The organism is Actinoplanes oblitus (assembly GCF_030252345.1).
Taxonomy (GTDB): Bacteria; Actinomycetota; Actinomycetes; order Mycobacteriales; family Micromonosporaceae; genus Actinoplanes; species Actinoplanes oblitus.
In genome coordinates, this window is the sequence record NZ_CP126980.1 from 5,064,627 (window position 1) to 5,084,067 (window position 19,441).

General features: G+C 72.1%; 27 protein-coding genes. 12 read left to right on the forward strand and 15 right to left on the reverse strand.

Features of this window, described 5'->3' with window-relative positions:
- Positions 1-268 precede the first annotated feature (268 nt).
- A complete protein-coding gene (locus Actob_RS22780) occupies positions 269-682 on the reverse strand; it encodes a (R)-mandelonitrile lyase (protein WP_284913810.1) in 414 nt (137 codons plus the stop codon).
- Positions 682-1,569, reverse strand: a complete 888-nt coding sequence (locus Actob_RS22785; protein WP_284913811.1) for a helix-turn-helix transcriptional regulator — start codon at positions 1,567-1,569, stop codon at positions 682-684. Before Actob_RS22785 ends, Actob_RS22780 begins: the two co-directional genes overlap by 1 nt.
- Positions 1,570-1,732: 163 nt before the next feature.
- Here Actob_RS22785 and Actob_RS22790 point away from each other — a divergent pair, with 163 nt between their 5' ends.
- The 5 genes from Actob_RS22790 to Actob_RS22810 all read left to right on the forward strand — a co-directional run bounded on the left by Actob_RS22790 (position 1,733) and on the right by Actob_RS22810 (position 4,193).
- Positions 1,733-2,740 carry a zinc-dependent alcohol dehydrogenase family protein gene (locus Actob_RS22790; RefSeq protein ID WP_284913812.1) on the forward strand — a complete coding sequence of 336 codons (1,008 nt, stop codon included), beginning with the start codon at positions 1,733-1,735 and terminating at the stop codon, positions 2,738-2,740.
- Positions 2,737-3,303 carry an MFS transporter gene (locus Actob_RS22795; protein WP_284913813.1) on the forward strand — a complete coding sequence of 189 codons (567 nt, stop codon included), beginning with the start codon at positions 2,737-2,739 and terminating at the stop codon, positions 3,301-3,303. The genes Actob_RS22790 and Actob_RS22795 overlap by 4 nt, the downstream gene beginning before the upstream one ends.
- 5 nt (positions 3,304-3,308) lie before the next feature.
- The gene (locus Actob_RS22800) at positions 3,309-3,755 is read left to right on the forward strand and encodes an MFS transporter (RefSeq protein WP_284913814.1); all 447 of its coding nucleotides are present in this window, start codon (positions 3,309-3,311) and stop codon (positions 3,753-3,755) included.
- 126 nt (positions 3,756-3,881) lie between these two features.
- Positions 3,882-4,034 carry a hypothetical protein gene (locus tag Actob_RS22805; RefSeq protein ID WP_284913815.1) on the forward strand — a complete coding sequence of 51 codons (153 nt, stop codon included), beginning with the start codon at positions 3,882-3,884 and terminating at the stop codon, positions 4,032-4,034.
- 36 nt (positions 4,035-4,070) lie between these two features.
- Entirely contained in the window at positions 4,071-4,193 is a 123-nt protein-coding gene (locus tag Actob_RS22810) for a recombinase family protein (RefSeq protein WP_284913816.1), read from the forward strand.
- A gap of 38 nt (positions 4,194-4,231) precedes the next feature.
- Here Actob_RS22810 and Actob_RS22815 read toward each other — a convergent pair whose 3' ends face one another.
- Entirely contained in the window at positions 4,232-5,620 is a 1,389-nt protein-coding gene (locus Actob_RS22815; RefSeq protein ID WP_284913817.1) for an amino acid permease, read from the reverse strand.
- Positions 5,621-5,722: 102 nt separating this feature from the next.
- On the opposite strand from Actob_RS22815, the gene Actob_RS22820 reads away from it, so the two are divergent.
- From Actob_RS22820 to Actob_RS22830, 3 genes are read left to right on the forward strand one after another with little or no spacing between them, the layout of a single operon-like run.
- Positions 5,723-6,142: a TetR family transcriptional regulator gene (locus Actob_RS22820; protein ID WP_284913818.1), complete on the forward strand. Its 420-nt coding sequence runs from the start codon at positions 5,723-5,725 to the stop codon at positions 6,140-6,142.
- An 11-nt stretch (positions 6,143-6,153) separates the two neighbouring features.
- A complete protein-coding gene (locus Actob_RS22825; RefSeq protein WP_284913819.1) occupies positions 6,154-6,513 on the forward strand; it encodes a hypothetical protein in 360 nt (119 codons plus the stop codon).
- A gap of 10 nt (positions 6,514-6,523) precedes the next feature.
- Positions 6,524-7,093 carry a TIGR03086 family metal-binding protein gene (locus Actob_RS22830; protein WP_284913820.1) on the forward strand — a complete coding sequence of 190 codons (570 nt, stop codon included), beginning with the start codon at positions 6,524-6,526 and terminating at the stop codon, positions 7,091-7,093.
- Between the two features lie 2 nt (positions 7,094-7,095).
- Here the strand turns inward: Actob_RS22830 and Actob_RS22835 are convergent, their stop codons facing one another.
- From Actob_RS22835 to Actob_RS22845, 3 genes are read right to left on the reverse strand one after another with little or no spacing between them, the layout of a single operon-like run.
- Entirely contained in the window at positions 7,096-7,608 is a 513-nt protein-coding gene (locus Actob_RS22835; RefSeq protein ID WP_284913821.1) for a P-loop NTPase family protein, read from the reverse strand.
- Positions 7,605-8,288 carry an alpha/beta fold hydrolase gene (locus Actob_RS22840; protein ID WP_284913822.1) on the reverse strand — a complete coding sequence of 228 codons (684 nt, stop codon included), beginning with the start codon at positions 8,286-8,288 and terminating at the stop codon, positions 7,605-7,607. Before Actob_RS22840 ends, Actob_RS22835 begins: the two co-directional genes overlap by 4 nt.
- 7 nt (positions 8,289-8,295) lie before the next feature.
- Positions 8,296-8,643, reverse strand: coding sequence for a hypothetical protein (locus Actob_RS22845; RefSeq protein ID WP_284913824.1), 348 nt, complete (start codon positions 8,641-8,643; stop codon positions 8,296-8,298).
- Positions 8,644-8,687: 44 nt separating this feature from the next.
- Between Actob_RS22845 and Actob_RS22850 the strand changes: the two genes are divergently transcribed.
- Positions 8,688-8,906 (forward strand): hypothetical protein, encoded by a 219-nt coding sequence (locus Actob_RS22850; RefSeq protein ID WP_284913825.1) that lies wholly within the window; start codon positions 8,688-8,690, stop codon positions 8,904-8,906.
- Here the strand turns inward: Actob_RS22850 and Actob_RS22855 are convergent.
- Genes Actob_RS22855 through Actob_RS22865 form a run of 3 tightly spaced genes read right to left on the reverse strand, consistent with a single transcriptional unit; the run spans position 8,900 to position 11,122 of the window.
- Positions 8,900-9,247: a DoxX family protein gene (locus Actob_RS22855; protein ID WP_284913826.1), complete on the reverse strand. Its 348-nt coding sequence runs from the start codon at positions 9,245-9,247 to the stop codon at positions 8,900-8,902. The genes Actob_RS22850 and Actob_RS22855 overlap by 7 nt on opposite strands.
- 49 nt (positions 9,248-9,296) lie before the next feature.
- Entirely contained in the window at positions 9,297-10,331 is a 1,035-nt protein-coding gene (locus Actob_RS22860; protein ID WP_284913827.1) for a hypothetical protein, read from the reverse strand.
- Between the two features lie 56 nt (positions 10,332-10,387).
- Positions 10,388-11,122 (reverse strand): class I SAM-dependent methyltransferase, encoded by a 735-nt coding sequence (locus tag Actob_RS22865; protein WP_284913828.1) that lies wholly within the window; start codon positions 11,120-11,122, stop codon positions 10,388-10,390.
- Between the two features lie 87 nt (positions 11,123-11,209).
- Between Actob_RS22865 and Actob_RS22870 the strand changes: the two genes are divergently transcribed.
- Together Actob_RS22870 and Actob_RS22875 are read left to right on the forward strand one after the other, a co-directional pair.
- Complete coding sequence (locus tag Actob_RS22870; RefSeq protein ID WP_284913829.1) at positions 11,210-11,743, forward strand: DUF6817 domain-containing protein; 534 nt, start codon at positions 11,210-11,212, stop codon at positions 11,741-11,743.
- Positions 11,744-11,811: 68 nt separating this feature from the next.
- Positions 11,812-12,297 carry a GNAT family N-acetyltransferase gene (locus Actob_RS22875; RefSeq protein WP_284913830.1) on the forward strand — a complete coding sequence of 162 codons (486 nt, stop codon included), beginning with the start codon at positions 11,812-11,814 and terminating at the stop codon, positions 12,295-12,297.
- Here the strand turns inward: Actob_RS22875 and Actob_RS22880 are convergent.
- The 3 genes from Actob_RS22880 to Actob_RS22890 all read right to left on the reverse strand — a co-directional run bounded on the left by Actob_RS22880 (position 12,294) and on the right by Actob_RS22890 (position 15,931).
- Positions 12,294-12,776: an NUDIX hydrolase gene (locus Actob_RS22880; protein ID WP_284913831.1), complete on the reverse strand. Its 483-nt coding sequence runs from the start codon at positions 12,774-12,776 to the stop codon at positions 12,294-12,296. The genes Actob_RS22875 and Actob_RS22880 overlap by 4 nt on opposite strands.
- A gap of 447 nt (positions 12,777-13,223) precedes the next feature.
- Positions 13,224-14,585: an MFS transporter gene (locus Actob_RS22885; protein WP_284913832.1), complete on the reverse strand. Its 1,362-nt coding sequence runs from the start codon at positions 14,583-14,585 to the stop codon at positions 13,224-13,226.
- Positions 14,582-15,931, reverse strand: a complete 1,350-nt coding sequence (locus Actob_RS22890) for an MBL fold metallo-hydrolase (protein ID WP_284913833.1) — start codon at positions 15,929-15,931, stop codon at positions 14,582-14,584. Before Actob_RS22890 ends, Actob_RS22885 begins: the two co-directional genes overlap by 4 nt.
- A gap of 80 nt (positions 15,932-16,011) precedes the next feature.
- Here Actob_RS22890 and Actob_RS22895 point away from each other — a divergent pair, with 80 nt between their 5' ends.
- Complete coding sequence (locus Actob_RS22895; protein ID WP_284913834.1) at positions 16,012-16,680, forward strand: ArsR/SmtB family transcription factor; 669 nt, start codon at positions 16,012-16,014, stop codon at positions 16,678-16,680.
- A gap of 356 nt (positions 16,681-17,036) precedes the next feature.
- Here the strand turns inward: Actob_RS22895 and Actob_RS22900 are convergent, their stop codons facing one another.
- The 3 genes from Actob_RS22900 to Actob_RS22910 all read right to left on the reverse strand — a co-directional run bounded on the left by Actob_RS22900 (position 17,037) and on the right by Actob_RS22910 (position 19,426).
- Entirely contained in the window at positions 17,037-17,519 is a 483-nt protein-coding gene (locus Actob_RS22900) for a hypothetical protein (protein WP_284913835.1), read from the reverse strand.
- A gap of 57 nt (positions 17,520-17,576) precedes the next feature.
- Positions 17,577-18,572: a TerC family protein gene (locus Actob_RS22905; protein ID WP_284913836.1), complete on the reverse strand. Its 996-nt coding sequence runs from the start codon at positions 18,570-18,572 to the stop codon at positions 17,577-17,579.
- Between the two features lie 311 nt (positions 18,573-18,883).
- Positions 18,884-19,426 carry a TetR/AcrR family transcriptional regulator gene (locus tag Actob_RS22910; protein ID WP_284913837.1) on the reverse strand — a complete coding sequence of 181 codons (543 nt, stop codon included), beginning with the start codon at positions 19,424-19,426 and terminating at the stop codon, positions 18,884-18,886.
- Positions 19,427-19,441 lie beyond the last annotated feature (15 nt).

Sequence of the window (19,441 nt, forward strand, 5' to 3'; positions counted from 1 at the left end):
GGCGGGGCGAGCCGGGATGTGGCCGGGGGTGGCCGGGGTGTTCGGGCCGCGCTCAGGTGATCAACATCTCTCGCGCCGGCCGCCGATGATCGGCCGCGGCGGAAGCGGTCCGGCGGGGCGGTCGCGGTGGCCCGCAGCGAGATCCTGGAGGTGTCCGTAGTTTCCGGCGAAAATCAACGCTAAGCTCGGCGCCACCCTGCCCGTGGACAAGGCCGCCGACGGGCCTCACCACCGGGCAAGCCTGCGGCAAGTGGCGTTCGGGCAACCGCTACATGCTGGTGGGTGGGGCTGCGGCGTATTCGCTGTCGGTGACGGGTTCGAGCCAGTGGACGACGGCGTGGTGCTCGTCGGCTTCGTTGATGGCCAGGTGGACCATGAGCCGGTCGGGTGCGGCGCCGTGCCAGTGTTCCTCGTCGGCTTCGAACAGGACCCGGTCGCCAGGGCGGATGACTTCGACCGGGCCGCCGCGGCGCTGGCACAGGCCGACGCCTTCGGTGACGAACACGGTTTGGCTCAGCGGGTGGCGGTGCCAGTGGGTACGCGCGCCCGGCATGAAGTGCACCAGGTTCGCCGTCACCCGCGACGGCGGCGGCGCGGCGGCGACCGCGTCGATGTACACGTCGCCGGTGAACCAGTCGGCGGGGCCCTTGGCGGTGGCGGTGGAGCTGCGGGTGATCTGCATCAGGTTCCTTCGGTGGTGCCGGCGGCTGCGGTCGTGGTGGTGGCGGCCCAGGAGGCGAGCAAGCGCAGGCGTTCGGCGGACGGCGAGCCGGGTTCGGCGGTGTAGACGAGCAGCACCAGGCCGGGTTCGACGGTGATCGCGAGTTCCTCGTAGGCCAGGGTGAGCTCGCCGACGACGGGGTGGTGGAAGCGTTTGGTGCCGGTGCCGTGGGTGCGGACGTTGTGGTCGGCCCAGAGCCGGCGGAAGTCGTCGCTGCGGGTGGACAGCTCACCGACGAGGTCCTGCAGGCCGCGGTCGTGGGGGTCGCGGCCGGCCTCGGCCCGCATGATCCCGACGCACATCGCGGCGAACAGGTCCCAGTCGGGGTAGAAGTCGCGGGAGGCCGGGTCGAGGAACTGGAACCGGGCCAGGTTGGGCGTGCGGCCGCCGTCGCCGATTACGGGGGCGTAGAACGCGCGGCCGAGCGCGTTGGTGTTGAGCAGGTTCTGCTGCGGGTCGCGCACGAACGCTACGCCGTCGGTGATCGCTTCCAGCGCCCATCGCAGGCTCGGGCGGGCGGCGGCCTTGCCGGCGGCCCGACGCCGGGGCCGGCCGGAGGTGGGGATGCCGTCCGCGGCGCGGGCGAGGTCGTACAGGTGGGCGCGTTCGGTCTCGTCGAGTTGCAGTGCCCGGGCGAGAGCTTCGAGGACGCTGGACGACGCGCCGGCGATCTGGCCGCGTTCGAGCCGGGCGTAGTACTCGACGCTGAGCCCGGCGAGGGTGGCGACCTCGCTGCGCCGCAGCCCGGGCACGCGCCGGCTGCCTGTCGCGGGGAGTCCGACCTGCTCGGGGGTGAGGTGGGCGCGGCGGGTGGTGAGGAAGTCGCGTACCTCGGATCGGTTGTCCACGATTTCGAGCGTAGGCCGGGCGGGGCGGCCCAGGGGTGCCCTGTCAGTACACCCCTTTGCAGGGACTTCTTCCCGCCCGAGCGGGCACGTTGACTGGGTGTCACGGCCCTGCGGGCTGTCTCGATCGAAGCGAACGGAGCACACCACCATGCGTGGAGTTGTCATGTATAAGCCGGGGGACGTGCGCGTGGAACAGCGCCCGGACCCGATGATCGTCGAGCCGACCGACGCGATCATCCGGCTGTCGGCCACCTGTGTCTGCGGGTCCGACCTGTGGCCGTACCGCGGGGTCGAGAAGCTCGACGGGCCACGGCCGATGGGTCACGAGTACGCCGGGATCGTCGAGGAGGTCGGCTCCGAGGTACGTACGGTGCGGCCCGGGCAGTTCGTGGTCGGGTCGTTCTTCGCCTCCGACAACACCTGCGAGATCTGCCAGTCCGGCTACCAAACCCACTGCGTGCACCGCCAAGGCGCCGCCCCGGACGGGGCGCAGGCCGAACGGGCCCGCATCGCCCTGGCCGACGGCACCCTGGTCGCCACCCCCGAGGCGCCGTCGGACGACCTGGTGCCGTCGCTGCTGGCCGCCTCGGACGTGCTCGGCACCGGCTGGTTCGCCGCGATCGCGGCCGAGGTCGGGCCGGGTAAGACGGTCGCGGTGGTCGGTGACGGCGCGGTCGGCCTGCTCGGCGTGCTCGCAGCCAAGGAACTGGGGGCCGAACGCATCATCGCGATGAGCCGGCACGCCGACCGGCAGAAACTGGCGTCGGAGTTCGGCGCCACCGACATCGTCACCGAACGCGGCGACGAGGGCGTCGCCCGGATCAAAGACCTGACCGGCGGGCTCGGCGCGCACTCGACGATCGAGGCGGTCGGCACCCAGGAGGCGATGATGCAGGCCATCCACTCCACCCGGGCGGGCGGGCACGTCGGCTACGTCGGCGTGAACCACGACGTCAGCCTGCCCGGTGACCAGCTGTTCTTCTCCGGCGTGCACCTGCACGGCGGCCCCGCACCGGTCCGGCGGTTCCTGCCCGACCTGATCGGCCGCATTCTCCGCCGGGACATCGACCCGGGCCGGGTCTTCGACCAGACGTTACCGCTCGAAGAGGCCGCCGAGGGTTACCGGGCGATGGACGAACGCCGCGCGATCAAGGTACTGCTCCAGCCGTGACGACCAGCGACACCACGCCAACGTCGCGCAGCGGCGCGGCAGGCAGGAGCACCGTCCGCGCGCCCGGGTCTGTTCGCCCGACGTCACCGCGCCTGCCGGTGCTCACCTACGTGCTGGCCGCCGGGACGTTCCTCATGGGGACCACCGAGTTCGTCGTGGCCGGCCTGCTATCCGAGATGGCCGACGACTTCGGCCGTACGGTCGGGCAGACCGGACTGACGATCACCGTGTTCGCCATCGGGATGATCGTCGGGGCGCCGGCGATGGCGCTGCTCACCCTGCGGATGCCGCGCCGGCTGACCCTGACCCTCGCGCTGGGCCTGTTCGCCGCCGGCCACGTGGTCGCCGCGTTGACTGACAGCTTCCCGGTCCTGCTGGCGGCCCGGTTCGTCACCGCGGTCGCCACCGGCGCGTTCTGGGCCGTCGGCTCGGTCGTCGCGGCCCAGGCCGCCGGCCCCGCGGCAAGTTCCCGGGCGCTGGGCATCGTGCTCGGCGGGGGCATGCTGGCCAACGTCCTCGGCGTGCCGGTCGGGCCGGGCTGCCGCCCTCGGCGGTACCGCTGAGCCTGATGGCTTTCGGCGTGGGCGCGCTGCTGGGCAACATCATCGGCGGCCGGCTCGGCGACACCCGCCCGTTCACCACCACCTTCACCACCGCCGGCGTCACCGTCCTCGCCTCGGCCGGCATCCTGCTGTTCTCCCGCCACCCGATCCCGCTCGTGGCCCTGTTCACCCTGCTCGGCCTGGTCGGGCTGTCGGCCAACCCGATCCTGGTCTCACTCGCCGTCCGCTACGGCGGTGCCGCCCCCACCCTGGCCACCGCTATGCCCACCTCGATCTTCAACCTCGGAACCGCCATCGGCACCGGCATCTCCGGCATCGCCCTGGAATCATCACTCGGCGCCATCGGCCCGACCGTCGTCGGCACCATCGGCGCAGTGTTGATCCTCGCGCCGCTCGGGCTCCTCGCATTCCTCGAATCACCGCGTCACCAGGTGGCACTGGAGCAGAGGTGACGTGTCGAAAGGCGGCCGACAGCGCGGCCGCGAGCAGGCCGTCCCGGAAACGAGGGTTTCCGGGACGGATCTTTCCGGCGTGCCGGCGTTGGTCATCTCCGCAGGTCGAGGAGTCCCGAAACCGGTGTGTCGCTGACGGTGTTGCGGGACGTTTCCGAGACGAAGGTCGGTGTGACGATCGCCTCCGCGGTGGCGCCGGCCGGTACCGGGCAGCCGCACAACCGGATCCGTGTCGGCTACGCCCGGGTGTCGACGCGCGCCCAGGATCGTCAGGCATAGCTCGACGCCCTCGCCGGCGCGCACTGCCGGGAGGTGGTGACCGAGACGGGGAGTACCCGCGGTGAGCGGCCGAAGCTGCGCGCCGCCCTGGACCGGCTTCAGCCCGGCGACACCCTCGTGGTGTACAAACCGGACCGGGTGGACCGAAAGCGGGTCTGAGCGTGACCGGCCGCGGTCCGCAACGGGCGGGGTGCTGGTCAGCGGCGGTTGAGCAGGGAGTGTTTGCGGCTGTAGGTGAAGTAGACGACCAGGCCGATCAGGAACCAGACGGCGAAGCGCAGCCAGGTGATCGGGGCCAGGAAGGTGATCAGCCACAGGCTGAAGACGACGCCGAGGGCGGGGATGACCGGCATCCACGGCAGGCGGAAGGTGCGCGGCAGGTCGGGGCGGCGGTAGCGCAGGACGATGACGGCCACGCAGACGACGACGAAGGCAAGCAGGATGCCGATGTTGGTCAGTTCGGCGGCTTCGCGGATGGGCAGGAAGCCGGCGATGGCGGCGGAGGCGATGCCGGCGATCCAGGTGACGCGGGTGGGTACCCGGCGTACCGGGTGGAGGTGGGCGAACCAGGACGGGAGCAGGCCGTCGCGGCTCATCGCGTACCAGACGCGGGTGACGCCGAGCATGAAGGTGAACATGACGGTGAGGATGCCGATGATGGCGCCGACGGCGATGACGTCGGCGAGGCCGTTGAGGCCGACGGCGGCGAAGGCGCTGGAGAAGCCGCTTTCCGGGTCGATGTCGCGGTAGTCCTGCATGCCGGTCAGGACCAGGGTGGCCAGCACGTAGAGGATCATGGAGACGATCAGCGAGTAGATGATCGCCTTGGGGAGGTGGCGGCGGGCGTCGGCGGATTCCTCGGCGGCCGTCGACATGGCGTCGTAGCCGAAGACGGCGAAGAAGACGGTGGCGGCGCCGGTGATGGCGCCGCTCACGCCGAACGGGAAGAACGGCGTGTAGTGGCCGGTGTTGATGTGGAACCAGCCGACGACGACGATCAGCAGCACGATCAGGACCTTGAGGCCGACGACGGCGGTCTCGGCGCGGGCGGCGGCGCGGATGCCGAGGTTGAGCAGGCCGGCGATGAGCAGGCAGAGGATCAGGGCGAACAGGTCGACGACGTGGCCGTGGCCGCTGCCGGGGGCGCCGAGCATCCAGGCGGGCAGGTCGGCGCCGAGTTCGCCGACCAGGAAGCCGAAGTAGCCGGAGATGCCGATCGCGACGACCGAGACGATGGCGGTGTACTCCAGCAGCAGGTCCCAGCCGATGAACCAGCCGGCGATCTCGCCGAGCACGGCGTAGCCGTAGGTGTAGGCGGAGCCGGCTTTCGGGATCATGCCGGCGAATTCGGCGTAGGAGAGGGCGGCGGCCGCGGAGGCGACGCCGGCGATCAGGAACGAGACGAGCACGGCGGGGCCGGCGGTCTCGTGGGCGACGGCGCCGGCCAGGGCGAAGATGCCGGCGCCGATGATGCCGCCGACGCCGATCGCTGTCAGTTGCCAGAGCCCGAGTGTGCGGGTCAGGCCGGTGTCGCGGTCGTCGGTGATGTCCTCGACCGGTTTCCTGCGGAAGATCTCCGAGCGCATGGCACCTCCTGAAGCTTCCCTAAGGCATTTAAAACCATAGATCAATTATTTAGGAACGCTCGTTCTTGACTGCTCGTTCCTAAACGGTCTAGCGTGGTCGGCATGGGAAGACCACGAGCGTTCGACGAGACCGAGGCCGTGCAGGCGGCCGCCGCGCTGTTCGCCCGGCGCGCGTTCGACGGCGTCTCGGTCGACGACCTGGTCAGCCACCTGGGCGTGCACCGCAACAGTCTCTACCAGGTGTTCGGCAGCAAACGCGGGCTCTACCTGCGGGCGCTGCGGTGGAGCCTGCAGCACCAGGTGCGGCCGCTGCTCGGGGCGCCGCCGGCGGTGCTGGCCGCCGAGCCGGCCCTGGACCTGCTGCTGATGGCCGCCACCGAGCGGGCCCCGGAGGACCCGGAGGTGGCCCAGGAGGTCGGCGCGATCCTGGCCGAGCTCGACACCGCCCGCGGCGGCGGGCCCGACACCACCGCCACCCTGCTCGGGATGCGCCTGCGCGCCCGGGTCACCCGCGAAGGATAGGAGCGTTCCCCATGTCCGCAGACGTGCGCATCGACGGCGACACCCTGGTCGTCGAGATGATCGGCATCGACAAGCTCTGGGCGCTCACGAGCCGCTTGGAGATCCCGCTGGCCAACGTGGCCGGTGCGACCATCGACCCGGGTGCCGCCCGCGAGCCCAAGGGGATCCGCACCGCCGGGGCGCACATCCCGGGCTGGCTGACCGCGGGCCGGTTCCGCCGGGACGGCGAGAAGATCTTCTGGGACGTGCGCGACGCGAACAAGGCGGTCGTCATCGCGTTGCGCGACGAGACCTACGCCCGGCTGATCATCGAGGTGGAGGATCCCCGCGCCACCGTCGACCTGGTGGAGCACGCCATCGTCCGGCCGTAGGCTGTGCGGCATGTCCACAGAGATCAGTGAGCAGCTCGCTGTCGCCGCGGCCGCTGTCGGCCAGCTGGTCGCCGGCGTGCGCGACGACCAGCTGGAGCAGGCCACGCCGTGCGCCGACTACACCGTCCGGGACCTGCTCGGCCATCTGCTGCAGGTGGTGGAGAACTTCCAGGTCCTGGCCCGCCGCGGCACCGTCGACTGGACGACCGCGGCGGACCGGGTCACCGGCGACTGGCGGGCCGGTTTCGCCGCCGAGACCGCGAAGCTGACGGCGGCCTGGTCGGACCCGGCCACCCTGGAGGGTGTCTCACCCGGCATGGGTCTGCCGCAGCGCACCGTCGGGCAGATGATCCTCGGTGACCTGGTGGTGCACGGCTGGGACCTGGCCCGCGCCACCGGCCAGCCGTACCAGGTGCCGCCAAGCCTGGTCCCGGCGGTGCGGGAGTTCCTGGACACGATGGTGGAGACCGGGCGCACGATGGGCGCGTTCGGTGACCCGGTCGAGCCGCCGCCGGACGCCGACGAGGTGGCCGAGCTGCTGGCCCTGACCGGGCGCGACCCGGCCTGGTCGGCCGGCTGAGCTCACAGGGACGCCAGCCAGGCGCGGACCTCGCCGGGTGTGCGCAACAGCAGCAGCGGCGGCATGCCCGGATCGGTCTGCCAGGCCCGCATCCGGGCCCGCTTGCGCGGCCACGACCGCCACTGCTGCAGCACTATCGAGTTCCGGCCGAACGCCGCACGCAGCGACTCGACGTTGCCGTTGCAGATCGGGGTTCGTGTCACCGCCCGGTGCACCGTGCGCCGCAGCAGCTGCCACAGGCACCGCCAGCGCGGCAGGTCCAGGCCGACGACCAGGTCGGCGCGGGCCATCGGTACGTCCAGCCACGGCAGGTACGCGCTGTCGAGCACCCAGGCGTCCCCGGCGCAGATCGCGGCGATCCGCTCGCGTTGCACCGGCAACGGCACCGGCGTCCAGCCGGGCTCCCAGGTCAGGTCGTCGACCGGGTGATAGGGCAGGCCGGTGCGCTCTCCGATGGCGCGGGCCAGTGTCGACTTGCCGGACCCGGCCACCCCGTAGACGACCACTCGTCTCATGCCGGGTGCAGGAACCGGTGGATCTCGGAGACGAACGCGGTCGGCTGCTCCACGTGCACGTGGTGCCCGGCGGTGACCGACACCAGGGTGGCGTCCGGGATCCGCTCGGCCGCGTCGGCCAGCAGCTCGTGCGGGATCGGGCTCTCCGCCCCGCTGATGATCAGGGTGCGTACGCGCAACCCGGCGAGCGCCTCCCACCAGGCCGGATCCGGATCGTTGAGCTGGGCGCGGAGCTGGTTGACAGCGGTGGCGTCGAACGCGACCGGCTCGGCCGGTGGATCCAGCGGCGGCCGGGGCAGGGCGCCCGGCCGGGGCAGGGCGATGTCCTCCAGGACCAGGTGGGTGACCCGGTGCGGGGCCATGACGGCCAGCAGCGCCGCCGCGACACCACCCATCGCATGGCCGATCATCAGGCACTTGTCGACACCGGTGGTGTCGAGGAAGGCGAGCACGTCGTCACGCAGCAGCTCGAAGGAGTAGACCCCCGGGTGCGAGCTGGCGCCGTGCCCGCGCAGGTCCACCACGTACACCAGGTGGGTGTCGGCCAGATCCGGCAGGACCGTGTCCCAGACGGCGCCGCTGTCGCCGAGCCCGTGCAGCAGCACCAGCGGCGGGTTGCCGGCGTCGCCCACCGTGCGGTACGCGAGCGTCACCCCGTTGACGTGCACCGTCGTCGTCACGAATACCTCATCCCGGTCGGCGCAGCAGCCACCACGCGCCGCCGAAGAACGTGATCATCACGATGCCGGACATCGCGCCGGCCGCGGCCAGGCCGCGCAGACCGGCGACGGCGACGAGCACACTGCCGGCGAAGGCTATCAGGCAGAGCACCAGCAGGGGGCGCGTCGGCAACCGCGGCCGCGGGTCCAGGCGCCGCCACCCGTAGAAGCAGGCGCCGGTCACCAGTACGTCGGCCAGCCACTGCCGGGCGAACGGCCAGTCGGCGAACGGCGTCAGCGCGACGGCGAGCACCGCGATCCAGACCCCGCACAGGGCCAGCGATCGGGCGGCGGCACGGTTCGGCGACCGTCGCATTCCCGCCACGGTAGGCAACGCGGGCAAGCGGGTAAGGGGAGAGGATGAGCAGCAGCGAGCACGTGGCGGGAGCCAGCACCGACCAGCACATCTCTGGGCTCGAGGAGGAGGGCGCGTTCCAGACCGACGAGCCGCCGACCTCGGCGACCCCGGCCGACGGCAGCACCAACGCCGGCATCAACCGGTCGGCGGCGAACCGTCCCGCGCCGGGCACCGACCCCGAAGCCATGCACGACCCGGCGGGCGACCCCGGCGATCAGTAGTGCAGCAGCGTCACCACCAGAGTGGCGACGGTGGTGACGAAGAAGACCGCCCAGCCGGTCAGGTCGCGCGAACCCACCCGCAGGTGCGCGATCAGCGCCCCGGCGAAATAGAGCACCAGCCCGCCGGCCGCGAGGGTGCCCAGCAGCGGGACGGCGAACCCCAGCAGCAGCCCGAGCGCCCCGGCGGCCAGCATGCCTGCGAGCATCCACCGCCACCACATCGGCAGCCGCTTCATGCGCAGCTGCGCCCGCGGATAGTCGTGGCCGATCAGATAGGTGACGGCGGCGGCGCCGGTGAACACGGCGGTGACGACGGTGAGCGTGACATAGGCGGCGGACACGGAGCCTCCCTGCGACAACGGTGCGGTCACCTGTCCCGACGAGACACCGTCACCGGATGTCAGGCGCGTCCAGGGTCCACAGGTGCACCGCCGCACCATCGGCGGCCACCGTGTACCAGCGGCCGTCCGCCGCGGACCGGGCCGGGCCGCACACCGCGATCGGGTAGCCGATCGGCCCGCGCACCGTCATCGCCGCCAGGTCCACCAGCCAGTGCCGGGGCGCCGGGGTGTAGTCCTCGGTGCCGACCACCGCGGCGTCGTCCCACGGCACCGCGGCCACATAGTCCCAGCGGGCCCGGTCGTCGCCGGGCGCGGCGGGCACCGCCGGGTCGGCGCCGAGCTCGCCCAGCAGCACCCCGTCGGCGGATCGGTGCAGGTAGAGCGCCCACTGGCCGGGATCGGTGGACAGCAGCCGCCCACCGGACGGGGTCACCCCGAGCAGCACCTGCTCGTCGAAGCGCCGCACGTACAGCTCGCCACCGTCGAAGTGCCCCCACAGCGCCGGCGAGCCCTCGTCGCCCTCGCCGACGGTCAGCCCCATGAACGCCGGGTCCGGATGCGGGGCGTGCGTCGAGTCCGAGCCGGCCGTGCCGGTCGTGGCGCCCGCCAGGACCGTGCCGTCGGCGGCGTCCACCACCAGCCACTGCTCCTGCTGGTCGGTGCCGCGCACGTGGGCCCAGAGCAGCCGGCCGTCCGGCGAGAACGCCACCGACCCCCGGTCGGCGTAGACGTGAGCGGTGTCGTCGGCGTACTCGGCGAACGACACGTGCGCCACCGTGCACACCGCCGCCGACCAGCAGCCGTGCCGCAGCTCCCAGCGCAATCGGCCGCTCGCGTCGACCGCCCGCAGTGCGTGCACCCCGGCGAACACCGCCAGCTCGCCGTCCGGGCGCACGGCGACCGCACCGAACGGTCGCGGCCACGGCGCCGGGAACCGCCGCGGCGGCCGCGACCCGGCCAGGTCGCCGGCCACCAGCTCGGTGTCGCCGCGCTGCACCAGCAGCGAACGCGCCACCATAGGCGGGTCGGCGGACACCGGGCTCAACGGTGCGGGAACCGTGGCGACGAGACGAGCTTCGAGCACGCCTCACGATAAAGGTCGCTCCCGGCAGCCCGGACCCGGGCCGAACCGGTCACTCGTCAGCGCAGGACCAGCAGATCCAGCGTGTCGGTCTGCGGCCCGGCCACGGTCCGCGCGGCCTCGCGCAGACGATCGACACCCCTGGCGTACGCGGTGTCGCTGATCAGTTGCAGCAGCGTGTGCGCCTCGCGTCGCAGCCCGGCGGCGGCCACCGCCAGCGACGGCGCGGACACCTGGGTGACCGGTTGCAGCGCCACCCTGGCGAAGCCGGCCGTGGCGAACGCCGCCTCGACCGTCGCGACGCTCGGATAGCGCTCGTCGAGCACCGCCGCCGTCTCCGGCCAGTACCGGCACAGGGTCAGCCCGGCGTGCCGGCCCGGGAACGCCGAGCGGATCAGCACCGGGCCGCCCGGGGTGAGCACCCGCCGGATCTCCCGGGCCGCCGCGGCCAGGTCCGGCACGTGATGGATCACCGTGGACAGCCACACCGCGTCGACGGTGGCGTCGGCGGCCGGGATGCGCGTGGCGTCACCGGCCAGCACCGGGCCGGCCACGGAACGTTCGCGCATCGCGGGGGACGGGTCGACGGCGAGCACGGTGACGGCCGGCCACCACGTACCGAAAGCCCTGGTCCAGCTGCCGGTGCCGCAGCCGAGATCGAGCAGCCGCAGACCCGGCCGTGGCCGCAGGTGCCGGGTGATCGCCTCGCGCCACGGGGCGAGCCCGTCGCCGGGCAGGTGCCGGGTCGCCTCGAAGGCGGCCGCGTCGGTGTCGTCATAAGCGATGAGTGCCATACCGCCGAGCCAACCGGCCACCCGGCCCACCCCGCAAGCGTGACCCTCGCCTCGAAAGCGGGGCCGGACACGCCTACCGTGACATCCATGAGTTTCGACAGCGCGAAGGCGTTCCTGCGCGAACACGGCGCGGAGGCGATCGAGCATCCCGGCGGCACCCTGTACGCGCACCTGTGCCGGGTCGCCGACCGGCTCGCCGAACTGGGCGCCGGCCCCGACCTGCAACTGGCCGGGCTGACCCACGCGGCATACGGCACCGACGGGTTCGCCCGGGCGCTGCTGGAGATCACCGCACGAGACCGGTTGCGCGCGGTGATCGGCCCGGCCGCCGAAACCCTGGTCTACCTGTACGGCGCCTGCGACCGGGACCGGACCTGGCCGGTGCTGGCGGAGACCGCGACCGTGCACGACCGGTTCACCGGCAGCGCGGTGCGTCTCGACGGGGCGCAGCTGATGCCGTTCGTCGACCTGAGCGTGGTCAACAAAATCGACGTGCTCGAACACCAGCCGGCGTTGCTGGCCGAGCACGGCCCCTACTTCCACGACCTGTTCGACAGGTGGGCGCTGGTGACCTCACCCGACGTCGCCGACGAGGCCCAGCGGATCCTCGCCGGCATCTGACACCGTCGCCGGCGCGGTGGGCCGAATTGTCGTTGACCGGCGCGGCCGGGCGCGCCCACAGTGGGCTGATGAGCGATCGAGCCGTGCCCGGGCTGACCCTGCGCACCGCGGTGCCATCCGACCTGCCGGGGCTGCGGCACGTGTACCGTACGGCGTCGCTGTCCAATGCCGGCGACGCCCCGATGCTGCTGGCCCGGCCCGAGTTCCTGCACTTCGCCGGGGACGGCGTCGCCGCCGGCCGGACCGTGGCCGCGCTGGCCGGTCCGCCGGGCGAGGGCCGGATCGTCGGGTTCGCCACCGTCGTCGCCGGTCCGGACGGCGAACTCGAACTCGACGACCTGTTCGTCGATCCCGGCTGGCAGCGCCGTGGCATCGCCCGCCGGCTGGTCGCGTGGATCGCCGGCACCGCCCGCGCCGCCGGACATCGGCGGCTGTGGGTCACCGGTAACCCGCACGCGCTGGCGTTCTACCGGGCCGCCGGCTTCGCCGAGGTCGGCCGGATCGGCACCGAACTGGGCGAGGGCCTGCGCATGTCGCTCGACCTGACCCGTTAGCGGCGGCGGCCCGGGTCGCGCCGGTCGGAGAACAGATGCCGGAGCCCGCCGGTCTCCTGCAGCAGGCCGATGATCTCCGGTGGCAGGAACCGCACCCGCGCCAGCTCCGCGAGCGGCACCCAGCGGAACCGGTGCCCGGCGCGGTCGCCGAGCGAGCCGGCCGGGATCCGGTCCGGCCAGCTGATCGCGTAGTAGAAGCAGACCTCCTGCTCGATCAGCCCGCCCTCGTCCCGGATCCCCTCGGCGACCAGCATCGGCGCGGCGGGGACGGTGAACTCGATGCCGAGCTCCTCGCGCAGCTCCCGGGCCAGGGCGGCGGCCGAACTCTCCCCGAACTGCACCCGGCCGCCGGGCAGGAACCAGCCGTCGATCTGCTCGACCGCGCACACCAACAGCCGGTCCCCGTCCCGGATCACGCCCGCCGACCGGCACTTGAAGCAGCCGGCGGCATGCGTCCAGGAGATGTCGTCGTCTGCCACGCCCCCATCTTGCCGTGGCCACCACCGTTGTCGGGCGCCAGGTCAACAGCGCGGTCGGTTGCCTGGTGTGTTCCCGCGACGCCCAACCCGGGATCCAGATGCGACCTGTCGCTTTGCCGTAGCAGCCCTTCCTCCGTTCCTACAACATAACTGTCACTATGATGTACCCAAGATTTGTCCGTTTTGGGCATCTCGGGGAATTGCTGGATTACCGGTATTAGTAATCCAGTAATTCAGGAACGGATGCGCGGAGCCGACCTCCACAGGGTGTCGGTAAGAAACGTGTCACCAGATCTGGACGGTTGATGATCGTGACGTAGTCCAGCTACCGCTTGGCGGGCGTGATCAGCCGGCTCCTTTCCGCCACGGAGCCTTGGGTCGGCGAGCGTGTCGACGATGAGCCGGCATGAGGTGGACCACCGAGCGGCCGAGCCGGTCCCCAAGGGACTACGAGGTTGGAGGCGGACCATCGAGGCTGTCGGCTGCTGGCCGCGACGAACGGGATGACGGCAGGGTTCGCTGTTGCACCGCGTGCCGGAACACGGCCGTGGTGCTGGGGTCCTTGCCGAGGCGGGGGTGGGTTTCGTACATGCGTGTCCAGGCCAGCAGGCCGGAGGCGGCGGTGAGGGCGGCGACGACCCAGATGGCGGTGCGGATTCCGGCGAGGTCGGCGACGATTCCGGCGAGCAGGGCGCCGGCGGCGAACCCGCCGTCGCGCCACAGCCGGTAGACGCCGACGGCCCGGGCCCGCCAGGTGGGGTGGGCGACATCGCTGATCGAGGCCAGCAGGGTCGGGTACACCGCGGCGGTGCCCGCGCCGAGCAGCACCGCGGCGCCAGCCCAGGCGGCGAAGCCGTCAGCAAGCGCGATCAGAGCCAGGGCGACGGCTTGGGCGATCATGCCGACGACGATGAACGGTTTGCGGCCGTAGCGGTCGGACGCCGAGCCGGTGGCTAGTTGCCCGAGGCCCCACACGGCCGGGTAGAGGGCGGCGAGGGCGCCGATCTGGGTCAGCGACAGCCCGGTGGTGGTGAACAGGATGGGGAACAGTCCCCAGGCGAGGCCGTCGTTGAGGTTGTTGACCATGCCGGCCTGGCTGGCCGAGGACAGGGCGGGTTCGCGCCAGCTGACCAGGGCGAACACCTGCCTGGTGGACAGCTGTCCGCTGTGCGGGCCGGCGGTGTGGGTGGCGGCTTCGTGGTGGGCGTGGCCGCGGGTCTCGCGGACGAACACCGCTGACAGGCCGAGGCCGAGGGTGATGTAGGCGGCGGTGAGCAGGAACGGCGCCGGGCGCAGCCCGTAGGCCGCGGCGAGGACGCCGGTGGCCATCGCAGTCGCGGCGACGGCGAGGTAGCCGGCGGCTTCGTTCAACCCCATGGCAAGGCCACGGCGGTGCGGGCCGGCGAGGTCAATCTTCATGATGACGGTGGTGGACCAGGCCAGGCCCTGGTTGATGCCGAGCAGCACGTTCGCCGCGACGATCCAGCCCCAGTTCGGTGCCCAGATCAGCATGGCCGGGATCGGGATCGCGGCCGCCCAGCCGGCGAGCAAGACCGGTTTACGCCCGCAGCGGTCGGACAGGGTGCCGGCGAAAAAGTTGGTGGCGGCCTTGCTGACGCCAAACGCGAGGATGTAGGTCAGCCCCGCGGTGTAGGCGGCTAGCGCGAACTCGCGGTCGGCGAGCAGCGGCAGCACGGTACGTTCGGAGCCCAGCACACCGCCGACTAGGGCGTTGACCACGACCAGCAGCGTGAACTGGGCGGCGTTGGCCGCCAGACCCAACCGGGGCGCGGCAGCGGCGGTGGTCATGAGCCCTCCTGCAGGCGACGGCCGGTTGCGGCGGCCCAGTCGTCGGGCCCACCGGTCAGCACGGCCAGATCGCGGCGGCCGGTGCGCTCGAGCACGGTGGCGGCGGTCATAGCCCGTTCGCCGTGCCCGCACATCACCACCGCGGGCCCGGTCGGCACCGGGTCGCCGGCGCCGGGCAGCTGGCCGAGCTCGACGTGGACGGCGCCGGGCAGGTGCCCGCCGCCGTATTCGGCGGCCTGCCGGATGTCGAGCACCGGCGCGTCGACCTGATTGGGGCGGACCAGCCGGGTGGTGATGACCTCACCGGCCCACGCGGGCATGCCACCGGCGAGCTCGCCGGCCAGGCGCTCAAATCCGATGTTCAGCGCCGGCCACAGGATGTCGGCCGGGTTCTGGTCGTGGTTGCGCACGATCACCACAGGGACCTCGGGGCTGACGAGCCAGCCGAGCCAGGTGGCGAACTGCGTGCGCAGCGGTATCGCGATCGCGCCGGGAATGTGCCCGGCGGCGACATCGGCCACCGGCCGCACGTCCACGATCACCGCGCCGTCGGCGAGCAGCCGGCGGACCTCGCCCTCGGACAGGTGCGGCAGCGCCGGGGTGGTGTCGACGACGGCGGGGCCGCGCCGGTTGACCTCGGCCAGCCACCGGAAGTACGCCGGGTAGGAGCCCAGCGAGCCGACGAGTTGGGCGACGAACGCGTCGACGTCCGGCGCGGCCAGCAGCGGGTTGCCGGCCCTCTCCGCACCGATGGTGCTGGTGCGGGCAGCGCCGGGCGGGGCGGAGCAGAACGAGCCGGCGCCGTGGGTGGGCCACACATGGGTGGCGTCCGGGAGCGTCGCGAGGCGGTGCACCGACGCGTACTGAGCCCGGGTCAGCTCGGCGGTGCGGTCGTCGCCGAGCAGGTCGGTGCGGGCGGCGGACCCGACGATCAACGACCCGCCGGTGAACACCCCCACCGGCGCCGGGCCGTCGAGCAGCAGGAACGACAGGTGCTCGTCGGTGTGCCCGGGCGTCGCGAGAGCGCGCAGCGTGAGCCCGCCGAGGTCCACCTCGTCACCGTCGGCCAGACCGCGATGGTCGAACGCGCGCATCCCGGCCACCGAAGCCAGGATCTGCGCGCCGTCGGTCGCTGCCAGCTGCACGGCGCCGGAGAGGAAGTCGGCGTGCAGGTGGGTGTCGGCCGCCCAAGCCACCGTCAGGCCCCGTCGGCCCGCTGCGGCCCGTAGTGCCCGCAGATCCCGGGGCGCGTCCACGGCCAAGGCCCGGCCGTCGCCGGTGTCGAGCAGGTAGGCGCTGTTGCCTAAACCCTGGTCCACCAGCGGGATCAACCGCTCTTGCTGCATCTGAACCACACCCTCCGGCCCGGGACGGCGGATCCCGCCCACATCTACTACACTATTCCACAGAACATTGGAGGATGGTCATGGGTGATCCGGTTGCCAAAGCCGAGCTGTTCGACTCCCTCGCCCGCGTCGGCAAGGCCCTGGGCAGCGGCAAGCGCCTGGAACTGCTGGACCTGCTCGCCCAAGGCGAACGCAGCGTCGAGGCTCTGGCCCGCGCCGCTCACCTCGGGGTGACCACCTGCTCGGCGCACCTGCAGACGCTGCGCCAAGCCGGGCTGGTCGCGACCCGCCGCGACGGCACCAAAATCCACTACCGGCTCGCCGGGCCGGATGTGGCCGCGCTGTACGCGCTGCTGCGCGACGTCGCGGCGAACCGTTCCGCCGCGGCCGCCGCCGCACGCGACGCCTACCTCGGCGCCGACGACACCGACATCATCGGCCGCGAGGAGTTGCAGCGGCGCCTGGCCGCGGGGGAGGTGATCGCCGTGGACGTGCGCCCGGCCGAGGAGTACACCGCGGGCCACATCCCCGGCGCCGTCTCCATCCCCCTGGACCAGCTCGCCAACCGGCTGGCCGACCTACCCACCGGCGTCGACCTGGTGGCCTACTGCCGCGGCGCGTACTGCGTGCTGGCCCACGACGCTGTCCGACTCCTGACCGCCCGCGGCCGCCACGCCGCCCGACTGGCCGACGGGATGCTCGAATGGCGGCTGGCCGACCTGCCCGTTGACGTCACCACCGCGGCGTAACCGCCGGCCGGCGCGCACCTGGACGCGGTGGCCACCGTGCAAGGCGGGTCAGCGGCCCGGATCGTGCGTGCCGTCCGGCGCTCACCAGGAAACCGACGCCGAGCGTCTCACGATGATCACTGTCCTGCTCCCAACGCGAGACGTCTGGTCATGTCGAGCTTGACCTCGCCGTACGCGGCCACGTGGGCTCAGAACAGCGCGCCGGTCGGCGTCGGTGAGCTGGCCTACCCACGCCGAAATGCGTGGAGTCCGAGCCACCGCCGTGGAGCTGGCACCCCACATGTGCCGTACCGTCGGCGGCCGGTCCGTCCACCGGGTGCTGAGGCCACCGGCCCGGCGCGATCCGCCCGATGTGGTCACGGAGTTGGCCCAGGCGGGTTGCCGGCGGCGAGCCGGCGCGCCAGCTGGTTCAGGCCGGCGCGGATCAGATCGCCGTACGCGTCGTCGCCGAGCGCGCCGATCGCAGTCCGGGCCAGGTCGAGCTGCTCGCGGGCGCGGTCGAGGTCACCGAGCCGGCGGTAGCAGTCGCCCAGGTTGAGATGCAGGGACGGGTACAGGGCGGCGACCGTCATGGGCACCCCGGCGTGGGCGAGACGCTCGTCGGTGAGCGAGCCGGCGGCGGTGAGGGCTCGCTGGTCCCAGAGCAGTTCCTGGTGGGGGTCGTCCTGCACGTCGGCCATGGCGTGGGCCAGGACGCAGACGTGCAGCGGGTCGCCGCGGCCGGCGCCGATCTCCGCCCAGATCCGGGTGAAGAGGTCGCGGGCGGCCGCGCGCCGGCCCCGCTGGTGGTGCAGCGCGACGCCGTGGTTGATCCGGGAGAGCGTGACGTCGGTGATCATGCGTGGCTCCCTGATCGCGAACATGAAGATCTTGATGTTGATCGGTATCGGTCGGCCTTAGCGGCGTGGGCTGACCTTGGCGGCAGCGTCCAGGCGCGCTTTGATCACTGAGGCGATCGCGGTGAGCACGAGGGTCGCGGCGATCACCGACAGGGACACGCCGATGCTGATGTGCGGTGCCCAGCCGACCGGGCGGCCGCCGTTGAGAAACGGAAGGTTGTTTTCGGACAGTGCCTGGAGGACGAGTTTGACGCCGATGAAGCCGAGCACCACCCCCAGGCCGACCGACAGGTAGACGAAGCGGTCGAGCAGGCCGCCGAGCAGGAAGTACAGCTGGCGCAGGCCCATCATGGCGAAAACGGTCGCCGTGAAGATCAGGTAGGGCTGGTCGGTGAGGCCGAAGATGGCCGGCAGCGAGTCCAGCGCGAAGATCACGTCGGTGGTGCCGATCGCGATGAGGACCACGATCAGCGGGGTGAGCCGGCGGCGGCCGCGGGCGTCGCGGGTGGTCAGCCGGGCGTTGTCGTAGGTGCCGGTCATCGGCAGCACGCGCCGCGCCCACCGGATGATCAGGTTCTCGGTGTACTCCGGTTCGTTGCTGTCGTAGCCGAAGATCCGGACCGCGGTGTAGATCAGAAAGCCGCCGAAGATGTAGAAAACCCAGGTGAACCGGCTGATCGCGGCCGCGCCGAGGGCGATGAAGGCGCCGCGCAGCAGCAGCGACAGGATGATCCCGACGAGCAGCACCTTCTGCTGGTGGCGGCGTTCGATCCGGAACCGCGCCATGATGATCACGAAGACGAACAGGTTGTCGACCGACAGGCTGTACTCGGTGAGCCATCCGGCCAGGTACTGCCCGGCGGCCTCGCCGTCGAAGCGCAGCCAGAGGAATCCGGCGAACAGCAGCGCCAGGACGATGTAGCCGGTCACCCACAGGGCGCATTCGCGCAGCGACGGCTCGTGCGGGCGCCGCCCGACCATGGCCAGGTCGGCCAACACCAGGGCACCGAGACCGACCAGGGTGACCGTCCACAACCAGCCGGTGATCTCCACGGGCGGCAACCTCCCAGCAGTACCACGGCGACGGGGAACCACCAGCAGCGTCCCAGAGATCTGCCGGGTGAGGAACCCCGCCGGACATCAGCCGCTATTTATCCAGCGGCCGGGCCGGCTACCATCCCGGTCGGATATCCGACGCCGCTCGCGGACATCCCGGTGCGAGGTCCGCGCGATTTCCGGTACGCCCTGAGCGGTGCACCGGGACGTCCACCGCGACCCGCGCAGGCGCTCGCCGACCGGACCCGGTGCCGACGGCGCAAGCCTCCACCTCGGATGCTGCCGACGGTGCTGCCTGGCAGGGGCGCTCAGGGCGCGACGAGTTCGCGGACCCACGCGACGGCGACGGGCGCCTGCTCGGCTGACCCGCCGTGCAGGCCACCGATCAGCAGCCAGATGCGGTCCGCGTCGCGCGCCGGCTTGCCGAGGGCGGCGACGAGGTCGTCGACCTGGGCGCGGGTGTCGCGCAGGTACGTCTTCGCGATGCGGGCCGGCTCGTCGTCCTCGCCGGGGAACTCGGTCAGGTAGTTGCGGAAGGCGCAACCCCGGTACGCCGGGTCGCTGACCAGCTCGGCGACCTCGCTGACCAGGGCGACCAGTCGCGCGGCCGGGTCGGTGGCCGGGCGCAGGGCCGCACCGATCGACCGGTCGCGCTCGGCGCGGACCAGGCTCAGATAGGCGGCGGCCAGGTCGGCCTTGCTGGGGAAGTGCCGGTAGAGCAGGTTCTTGCCGCAGCCGGCGGCGTCGATGACCTGGGCCATGCCGACGGCGCGCACGCCGTGGCGGTAGAACAGGCCGCTGGCGGTGCGCAGGATCGCGTCGCGGGTTCCGGGGGTCGGTGTGCGCGGCATAGTGACGATGGTAAC